The organism is uncultured Novosphingobium sp. (assembly GCF_964277725.1).
GTDB lineage: Bacteria > Pseudomonadota > Alphaproteobacteria > Sphingomonadales > Sphingomonadaceae > Novosphingobium > Novosphingobium fluoreni.
On record NZ_CAXYKL010000005.1, the window covers coordinates 1 to 8,735 of the forward strand.

Sequence of the window (8,735 nt, forward strand, 5' to 3'; positions counted from 1 at the left end):
TCTTCGTGGAATAGGCGGATCAGCAGATCTTCCAACGATAGGTCGGGATCGACCAGCTCATCGTGGCGCGTGCTTCCGGCCATGACCGCCACATGCTCCCACTCGGGATGGTCCTCCTTCGCGTGCAGCCGCTCGCGCCCTTCTTCGCCCTCAGGGAAGTGCTGGACAAGGAGGCCGCCGGCGACACAGTGTTTGCCTTCGGATCGGATCGCGACGCGCAGCAGCGTCGGCACCTGCTCGGACTGCGCGAAGTATCGCTCGCATGCTTCCGAAAGCGAGCTGCCTTCCAGCGGCACGATGCCCTGATAGCGCTCACCACTGCCCTCCAGATCGAAGGTGATCGCAAGGTAGCCTTCGCCGCACAGGTTTTCCAGCCGCGGGCTCGTACCCGCCGCCGCTGCCTTTTCGCGATCGTGGCTGACATAGCCGCGCAGTTCGCCGCCCCGATAATCGCACGCCAGCAAGTCGATCGCGCCGCCCTTGGCTTGCGCCTGCAAGGTCAGCTGGCCGCCATCTTCCTTGAGCAGCGAGCCCATCATCGCCGTGAGAACCAGCGCTTCTGCGAGCAGGTGCTTGATCGCAGGCGGATAGTCGTGCGCGGAAAGGATCGTCTCCAGCGTCGGGCCCAGCCGGACCATCCGGCCTCGCGCATGGCGATCCGGAATGATGAAGCCGAGTATCCGGTCAAAGCCGGTCTGGCCGGACTGGATCAGGTAGTCGTCCGAACTCACAGCTGACCCAGGGCCCAGCGCAGGATGGATTTCTGGGCGTGAATACGATTCTCCGCCTCGTCCCAGATCGCGGACTGCGGCCCGTCGATCACTTCGGCGGTCACTTCCTCACCGCGATGCGCCGGCAGGCAGTGCAGGAACACCGCACCGGGCGCGGCCTCGTTCATGAGGCGCGTGTCGACCTGATAGGGTGCCATCGCCGCCAGATGCACGTCGCCGCCGGCCTGGCCCATCGAGATCCAGGTATCGGTGACCACGACTTGCGCACCGCGCACCGCCTCGTTCACGTCCTGCGTAAGCACCACCGTTCCGCCCTGCTCCCGCGCCGCTGCGATGAAGGCGGGGCCGGGTTCGTATCCGGCGGGGCCGCCCACGCGAACGGTGAACTTCATCAGGCCCGCAGCCTCGATCAGCGAGTTGGCGACATTGTTGCCATCGCCCAGCCAGGCGACTTGCAGGCCGGGCAGCGCAAAGCCACGCTCGATCACGGTCAGCAAATCGGCGACGATCTGGCAGGGGTGCGAAAGATCGGTGAGGCCGTTGATCACCGGCACATCGGCATAATGTGCCAGCTCCTCGATCTTGGCGTGATCGTCGGTGCGGATCATGATCGCATCCACCATGCGGCTGAGCACGCGTGCGGTATCAGCCACGGTTTCGCCGCGCCCCAGCTGGGTGCTGCCTGCTTCCATGATCAGGGCACTGCCGCCCAACTGCCGCATCGCCATATCGAACGAGACGCGGGTGCGGGTGGAGTTCTTCTCGAAGATCATGGCGAGCACGTGCCCGGCCAGCGGCGCATCGGCGTCAGGGCGGCCTTTCGCCCAGCCCCGCCGCGCCGCCTTGCGATCCAGCGCATCGTTGAGAATCGCGGCGACGGCATCACCGCCCGCGTCCGAAAGCCCGACGAAGTGCCGGGGCGTGCCTTGCGCGCTCACGCTGCTTCTGCCGGGTGATAGCTTGCCGCAGCGGCGGAAAGCTTTTCCATGAATTCATCCATGTGGCGGTCATCGATGACGAGCGGCGGCAGGATGCGCACCACGTTGTCTCCCGCCGAAACGGCCAGCAACTGGTGATTGTCCCGCATGTGGGCGACGAAACCCCGTGGCTCGGCCTTCATCTTCAGGCCGATGAACAACCCCCGGCCGCGTACCGATTCGAACAGCTCCGGATAATTGCCCAGGAACTGCTCTATGCGCGCGCGCAACCGTTCACCCTTGGCGCGCACATCGGCCAGGAACGCATCGTCCGCGATCACATCCAGCACGGCTTCGGCGGCGGCCATGGCGAGCGGGTTGCCGCCATAAGTGGAGCCGTGCGCACCCGCGACCATGCCGCGCGCCGCCTTTTCGGTGGCAAGACACGCGCCCAGCGGAAAGCCGCCGCCAATGCCCTTGGCGGTGGCCAGGATGTCCGGCTTTATCCCATACTGTTCATAGGCATAGAAGGTGCCCGAGCGGCCGACGCCACTTTGCACTTCGTCCAGAACCAGCATCAGATCATGCTCGTCACACAAGGCGCGCAGACCTTGAAGGAACGCGTCGTCCGCCACGCGGATGCCGCCTTCGCCCTGGATCGGCTCGACCAAGAAGCCCGCGGTATTTGGGCCGATGGCGGCCTTGGCGGCTTCCAGATCGTTGAACTCGACATAGCGGAAGCCGGGCAGCAGCGGCAGGAAGCCCTTGTGCATCTTGTCCTGGTTGGACGCGCTGATCGTGGCGAGCGTGCGGCCGTGGAATGCGTTGTTGAACGTGATCAGCTCAAACTTGTCGGTGTTGCCCGCCGCCTGGTGATAGGCCCGCGCGGTCTTGATCGCGCACTCCACCGCCTCGGCTCCCGAGTTGGTGAAGAACACCGTATCCGCGAAAGTCAGGTCGGTAAGCCGCTTGGCGAGATGCTCACCTTGGGGGCTGCCGTAAAGATTGGAGACGTGCATCAGCGTCTCCGCCTGCTTCTGGATCGCGCCGATCAGTCCGGGGTGCGAGTGCCCCAGGGCGTTCACCGCGATACCGCTGGCGAAGTCCAAGAAGCGGCGGCCGTCCTCACTGATCAGATGACAGTGTTCGCCGCGCACGGGCCGAACGTCGGACCGGGGATAGACGGGCATCAGCGGAGTGATCGACATGGTCGTGATTCCTGGAAGTAAACGCTGGCGCATCGGGCGGCCCGGACGGTCTGTTTTCCTGTTCCTGAGCCCCGATGGCAGTGCTGGTCGGGGAAAGTCGCAAACGACAAATGGCGGCCCTAACGGACCGCCATTTGCGCGCTTCTAATCGTTAGCACGGCTGCGATCAACCGATCGGCAGCAATGCCGGCAGGATCAACCCTGGCGCGGGACGAGGTTGACCGCCGAGTACTTGCCTCGTCGATCGACTTCGATGTCGAATTCGACCTGATCGCCTTCGTTGAGGCCGGACATGCCCGAACGCTCAACCGCGCTGATGTGCACGAACGCGTCAGGCTGACCGTCATCACGCGTGATGAAGCCGAAGCCCTTCATTGAGTTGAAGAACTTGACCGTACCGGTCGCCTTGTCACCCGTCAGCTGGCGCTGGGGAGCCGCTTCGCGCGGTGCCTGCTCACGCTGCTTTTCGACAGGGATGACATCGCCGACCACAACGAGATCGCTGGCCGAAATCTTGCCGCCACGATCGACAAGCTGAAATTCCAGCTGCTGACCTTCGGCAAGACCTTCCAGGCCGGCACGCTCGACCGAGCTGATGTGCACGAACACATCATCGCCGCCCTCATCGCGCTGAATGAAGCCGAAGCCCTTGGCCGCGTTGAAGAACTTTACGACGCCCTTGCCCTGGCCAACGACCTGGGCCGGCATGCCGCCACCGCGGGGGCCACCGCTGCCGCCGAAACCGCCGCCGCCACCACGGGGACCGCCGCCGAAGCCGCCGCTGCGGGGAGCGCCACCACCGAAGCCGCCGCCACCGCCACCGCCGCCGCCAAAGCGATCACCACCACCGAAGCCGCCGCTGTTGCCGCCACCGCCGAAGCGATCACCGCCGCCAAAGCCGCCGCCACCGCCACGGTCCTGTCCTGCGAAGAAGGGATCGAAGCCGCCGCCTTCATCTTCGCCAAACCGATCGCGCTTGTCACGTCCCCTACCGCGACGTCCTCTATCAAAACCCATCTCTACGAATAAACCTTCGCTGCGCCCGATAAGCATTAGCCCAGACGGGTGGGCGAACCACGCCAGGCGCCAGATCAAGCGACCCGCGCGAACGCGGTCTTTCCCTGCAATTCCGCCGTATATACGAGTCGCAAGAGCTTGGCGAACAGAAATGCGTGGGTTTCTGAGTCACTTGCCGAATAGTGGCGCCACTGTGCTAGGGCTGCCGCACTTTGGACCGTTCTCACCTTTGTCGCAGGAGCTGACGCACCATGTTTCGCAAGCTGACCGATACCGTTTACGCCAGCCCGCAGATCGGCCTGCCCGAAGTGGCGGAAGCCAAGGCGCTGGGCGTCACCCTGATCGTCAACAACCGGCCCGAAGGCGAGAGTGAAGATCAGGTTCCGGGTGACGAGATCGCGGCCGCCGCCAAGGCCGAAGGGATCGAATACCTTGCGATTCCCATCACGCATGCTGGTTTTGCCGAGCACCAGGTGACGGCGATGGCCGATGCCCTGCAGCGTTCGACCGGGCCGGTACTGGCCTATTGCCGATCCGGAACCCGGTCGACCTTGCTATGGGCTTTGGCGGAGGCGAAGGCGGGCAAGGATCCCGAACAGCTGGCCCAGGCCGCTGCCGCCGCCGGCTATGATCTGTCGCCCGTCCGCCAGGTGATGGACGTGCTGAGGGCATCCGCCGGCTAATTGCCGAGTTCGAATACAATCCGTTCCAAAAAAACGGAAAAGAGGGCCGGAGCGGCTGGCTCCGGCCCTTTGAGTTTGTGTTCGCAGGAGGAACATCGGGTGGCGGAGGAGGGGATGGAGAGGAGGAAACTTCCCCGTCCCCCGCCAAACTGTTGAAGCCTTAGTAGTTGTAGGCGCGTTCGCCGTGGCTGCTGATGTCGAGACCGGCGTTCTCGTCCTCGAGGCTCGGACGCAGACCGATGGTCTTGTCGATCACGAAGTAGAGCACCGCCGAGATCACGCCGGAGTAAACCAGGGTGAACAGCACGGCCTTGATCTGGGTGATCACCTGCCCGCTGATCGAGTAGGTCGAAGCGTCGAACACGGCGGGGAAGGATGTGTAGTCGAACACGCCCTGGCCGCCGAGCGCCGGGGAAGCGACGATACCGGTGCCGATCGCGCCGACGATGCCGCCGATGCAGTGCACGCCGAACACGTCGAGGCTGTCGTCGTAGCCCATCTTGATCTTCACCTGGGTGACGAAGATGTAGCAGACCGGCGAAACGATGAAGCCCAGCACGATCGAGGTCATCGGCGCACCGAGGCCCGCCGCGGGAGTGATGGCGACCAGGCCGGCGACGGCCCCGGTTGCGGCACCCAGGATGCTGGCCTTACCATGGTGGAACTGCTCGATCAGCGACCAGCTGACGGCGGCGGCGCACGTGGCGAGCATGGTGTTGATGAAGGCCACGCCGGTGACGCCATTGGCTTCCAGGTTGGAACCGGCGTTGAAGCCGAACCAGCCCACCCACAGCAGGCTCGCGCCGATCATGGTCATCACGAGCGAGTGCGGCGGCATCGGCTCCTTGGGATAGCCATGGCGCTTGCCGATGAAGAGGCAGCCGACGAGGCCAGCGATACCCGCGTTGATGTGAACGACGGTGCCACCAGCGAAGTCAAGCGCACCCCAGCCCCACAGCAGGCCCGAGTCGGTAGGCGCATCGGCCAGGAAGTCCGGGCCGGCCCAGTACCACACCATGTGCGCCATCGGATAATAGACCAGGATCGACCAGGCGACCACGAACACCATCAGCGCGCTGAACTTCACACGCTCAGCAAACGCGCCGACGATCAGCGCGGGCGTGATCATGGCGAAGGTCATCTGGAAGACCACGAAGACCAATTCGGGGATATAGACGTTGTTAGAGAACGTCGCACCCACGGTCGTGGCGTCCACGCCCACCAGGAAGGCCTTGGAAAGACCACCGAAGAAGTGGTTGTCACCACCGGACGTGAAGGCGATCGAATAACCGACCGAGGCCCACAGCAGGCCGGCGACCGAGACGATCATGAACACCTGCATGCACACGCTGAGCATGTTCTTAGCGCGCACCAGGCCGCCGTAGAACAAGGCCAAGCCCGGGATCGACATCATCAGCACCAGCGCGGCGCAGATCAGCATCCAGGCAGTATCGCCCTTGTTGATCATGCCGGCAGCGGCAGCGGCGTCAGGCGCCTTGATCGGGGCGGCAGCTTGCGCCCAGGCGGCGCTGGCGACGCACAGGGACGAGACGATCGCCCCCACGCCGCCCAGAATCTTGCGGTTCATCATGGAATTCCCCCTCACAGCGCGGTGTCCCCGGATTCGCCAGTACGGATGCGCACGGCAGCGGCCAGGTCCAGGACGAAGATCTTGCCGTCGCCGATGGCCTCGGTGCTGGCGACCTGCTGGATCGTCTCGACGATCTGGGCAGCCATGTCGTCCGAAGCCGCGACTTCGATCTTCACCTTGGGCAGCATGTTGGTGGAGTATTCGGCGCCCCGATAAATCTCGGTCTGCCCCTTCTGCCGCCCAAAGCCCTTCACCTCCGATACGGTCATGCCGGCGACGCCGATGGCGCCGAGAGCTTCGCGCACCTCGTCGAGCTTGAACGGCTTGATGATGGCGATGATGAACTTCATGCCTATCCCCTGTTAGCCACCGGCGACATGCCGGTATGACCAGGTACAGCAAGGGACGTGCCAGTTTACGTTTGTTAGGGATTTCAGCGGATGGTGTACCGCAGACACGGGACGACATCGTGGCCGCCGCCCGAATCCTGGGCAGCTTGCCTATTTTTTAGGCAGCGCTATCGTAGCGAAGACGGGCAGATGGTCGGAACCTACCGCTGACAATGCAGTACGATGCACTCCGGTTCCCACGATCTCGCACTCATTGGAGACGATGATCCGATCGAGCGCCGCCACGGGATGGCGAGAAGGAAAGCTGCGCCCTGGAGCCAGCACGTGCCAGTTGCTGTCGAATTCGCGAAAGCATCCACGCTTTGCCGCCCATTCGTTCATGTCGCCCATCAGGACCGTTGGCATTCGCGAGGCACAGTCAGCTGAATGGGCGAGCACGCTGCGCACCTGATGGCGGCGACGCAAACCGGACAAATCCAGGTGCATGCCGATCACGCGCACCGATCGGCCCTCGATCCGCAAGTCGGCGCGGATCGCCCCGCGCGGCTCCAGTACAGGCAGCGGTACCGGCGCGGCCTCCACCAGATCGATGTCCCGGCGCACCAGCAGCGCGTTGCCATGCCAGCCCAGACTATCAGGCTTCATGGACAGGGGCACGGGACGGTAGCCGCTTTGCTGGATCGCATCGAGCGGCAGGACGCTCATGCGGCGGCCAAAGCGCCGGTCGGCCTCCTGCAAAGCGATAACGTCGGCGTCGATCTCGTGCAGGATCGCCAGGATTCGCTCCGGATCGCGGCGGCGATCCAAGCCCACGGCCTTGCGGATATTGTAACTGGCAAAAGTGATCTGCACGGGGTGGCGCGACTTCTCTATGGCGCCAGCGAGAGGGGCCGACCCAGTATAAGAGCTGCAGCGGGGGCTATGTTCCCCGGCCAAACCGCTGTGACACATTTGCCAACCCCGCACTGCCCTGCGTTGCTGGCCCGGGCAAAAGTAAAATTAAGCTAATGCTGCGACAAAGCGCCTATGACACATGCGCGGCTAAACGGTCTGGATGGATTGCGTGGTATCGCGGCGCTATCCATCGTTCTCATTCACGTCTTCGCCGACAAATTCTCCAACGCCTACCTCGCGGTGGACTTTTTTTTCATGCTCAGCGGCTACATAATGGCCCGTACCTTCGAAGGCCGGTTGGCTGTCGGCCGATTAACGCCGACAACCTTCATCGCCAGCCGGGTTCGCCGACTCTATCCCGTCGTCTTCGTGGGGTGCCTGATTGGGATGCCGTGGCTTATCGCCACATCCGGGGATCGCGCCTGGATCATCGCGATCGCTTGCCTCACTCTGCTGCCGATCGGTCGGGACGACGAGATGTACCGGTTGAACCCGCCAGTTTGGTCCATCGCCTACGAAATTTTGGCCAATGCACTGCACGGCTTTGTTCTTGCCAGGCTGTCCAGCCGCGCGGTGATTTTTGTCACGACTATCCTGATGGCCGCCCTGATAATAGCTACAGCGGGGCGCGGCCTTGGCTTCGTGCCGACACCTGGCAATCGACTCGCCACTGGGCTGAGAACGATCGTCCCATACGCTATCGGCGTCCTGCTCTATCGATCGTGGGGTGATTGTCCGCCATTCCGGATCGGGCCGACCCTGACGTGGGGAATGATGCCTGCCGTGTTCCTTTGGGGCACATTCGGGCTGATGTGGCCAGGTGCCTTTGATTATGGCTTCGTGATCGTATGCTGCCCGATACTGATTGCGGGCGGTCTCACTAATGGCGCGACGAATCGCGTTGCGGCATTTGCAGGAGCGTTGTCTTTTCCGCTTTACGCAACGCACGGCCCTATCGTCCTGGCCGCGAAATACATGGGGTTTGGCTGGGGCAGGCAGCTTGGCGCAGCACTTTGCACCGGTATCCTGGTGCTCTCAGCCCAAACCTTGTCTAGTCGGGCCAACCGTTGGATCGGCCATCGCCTGGCGCGGATACCTAGAGCATGGGCCTCAGGCTGACTGCGGGACTCCGTTTATGGCATGGGTCTCAGTCCACCTTCTCGTCGACCAACGTCGAAAGGCAGACTTCAGGCCGTGCGCCGAAGTGCGAGATCACTTCGCGCGCGCAGATCGCGCCCAGGCGCAGGCTTTCCGTGGGCGAGCGGCCACGAACATGGCCGAAGAGGAAACCGGCGGCAAAGAGGTCTCCGGCCCCGGTGGTATCGACCACGCGCTCGATAGGCT

10 protein-coding genes are annotated in these 8,735 nt (G+C 63.4%); 2 read left to right on the forward strand and 8 right to left on the reverse strand.

All coding sequences use genetic code 11. From position 1 onward, the window contains the following. From ACHWRX_RS00350 to ACHWRX_RS00365, 4 genes are all read right to left on the reverse strand, one after another. Positions 1-731, reverse strand: a 731-nt coding sequence (locus ACHWRX_RS00350; RefSeq protein WP_394657658.1) for an Hsp33 family molecular chaperone HslO, incomplete at its 3' end; no start/stop codon positions are given. Then, positions 728-1,669, reverse strand: coding sequence for an ornithine carbamoyltransferase (gene argF, locus ACHWRX_RS00355; protein WP_394657659.1), 942 nt, complete (start codon positions 1,667-1,669; stop codon positions 728-730). The genes ACHWRX_RS00350 and argF, both read right to left, overlap by 4 nt. Next, positions 1,666-2,856: an aspartate aminotransferase family protein gene (locus tag ACHWRX_RS00360; RefSeq protein WP_394657660.1), complete on the reverse strand. Its 1,191-nt coding sequence runs from the start codon at positions 2,854-2,856 to the stop codon at positions 1,666-1,668. The genes argF and ACHWRX_RS00360 overlap by 4 nt, the downstream gene beginning before the upstream one ends. Positions 2,857-3,051: 195 nt before the next feature. Beyond that, complete coding sequence (locus ACHWRX_RS00365; protein WP_394657661.1) at positions 3,052-3,873, reverse strand: cold-shock protein; 822 nt, start codon at positions 3,871-3,873, stop codon at positions 3,052-3,054. Between the two features lie 251 nt (positions 3,874-4,124). Between ACHWRX_RS00365 and ACHWRX_RS00370 the strand changes: the two genes are divergently transcribed. Then, positions 4,125-4,556: a TIGR01244 family sulfur transferase gene (locus ACHWRX_RS00370; RefSeq protein WP_058735704.1), complete on the forward strand. Its 432-nt coding sequence runs from the start codon at positions 4,125-4,127 to the stop codon at positions 4,554-4,556. A 160-nt stretch (positions 4,557-4,716) separates the two neighbouring features. On the opposite strand, the gene ACHWRX_RS00375 is transcribed toward ACHWRX_RS00370, so the two are convergent. The 3 genes from ACHWRX_RS00375 to ACHWRX_RS00385 form a co-directional block, all read right to left on the reverse strand. Then, positions 4,717-6,147 carry an ammonium transporter gene (locus tag ACHWRX_RS00375; RefSeq protein ID WP_394657662.1) on the reverse strand — a complete coding sequence of 477 codons (1,431 nt, stop codon included), beginning with the start codon at positions 6,145-6,147 and terminating at the stop codon, positions 4,717-4,719. Between the two features lie 11 nt (positions 6,148-6,158). Then, entirely contained in the window at positions 6,159-6,497 is a 339-nt protein-coding gene (locus tag ACHWRX_RS00380) for a P-II family nitrogen regulator (RefSeq protein ID WP_058735703.1), read from the reverse strand. Between the two features lie 150 nt (positions 6,498-6,647). Further along, on the reverse strand, positions 6,648-7,349 hold the full coding sequence (locus ACHWRX_RS00385; RefSeq protein WP_394657663.1) for an endonuclease/exonuclease/phosphatase family protein: 702 nt from the start codon (positions 7,347-7,349) through the stop codon (positions 6,648-6,650). 174 nt (positions 7,350-7,523) lie between these two features. Here ACHWRX_RS00385 and ACHWRX_RS00390 point away from each other — a divergent pair, with 174 nt between their 5' ends. After that, positions 7,524-8,510: an acyltransferase family protein gene (locus ACHWRX_RS00390; protein WP_394657664.1), complete on the forward strand. Its 987-nt coding sequence runs from the start codon at positions 7,524-7,526 to the stop codon at positions 8,508-8,510. Between the two features lie 28 nt (positions 8,511-8,538). Here the strand turns inward: ACHWRX_RS00390 and ACHWRX_RS00395 are convergent. Next, positions 8,539-8,735: PfkB family carbohydrate kinase (locus ACHWRX_RS00395; RefSeq protein WP_394657665.1), on the reverse strand; the 197-nt coding region annotated here is incomplete at its 5' end.

Excerpts from the sequence above, each read along its gene's own strand:
- ACHWRX_RS00360 (WP_394657660.1), bottom strand. The coding sequence starts at position 2,856 with ATGTCGATCACTCCGCTGATGCCCGTCTATCCCCGGTCCGACGTTCGG.
- ACHWRX_RS00365 (WP_394657661.1), bottom strand. The coding sequence starts at position 3,873 with ATGGGTTTTGATAGAGGACGTCGCGGTAGGGGACGTGACAAGCGCGAT.
- ACHWRX_RS00370 (WP_058735704.1), top strand. The coding sequence starts at position 4,125 with ATGTTTCGCAAGCTGACCGATACCGTTTACGCCAGCCCGCAGATCGGC.
- ACHWRX_RS00375 (WP_394657662.1), bottom strand. The coding sequence starts at position 6,147 with ATGATGAACCGCAAGATTCTGGGCGGCGTGGGGGCGATCGTCTCGTCC.
- ACHWRX_RS00380 (WP_058735703.1), bottom strand. The coding sequence starts at position 6,497 with ATGAAGTTCATCATCGCCATCATCAAGCCGTTCAAGCTCGACGAGGTG.
- ACHWRX_RS00390 (WP_394657664.1), top strand. The coding sequence starts at position 7,524 with ATGACACATGCGCGGCTAAACGGTCTGGATGGATTGCGTGGTATCGCG.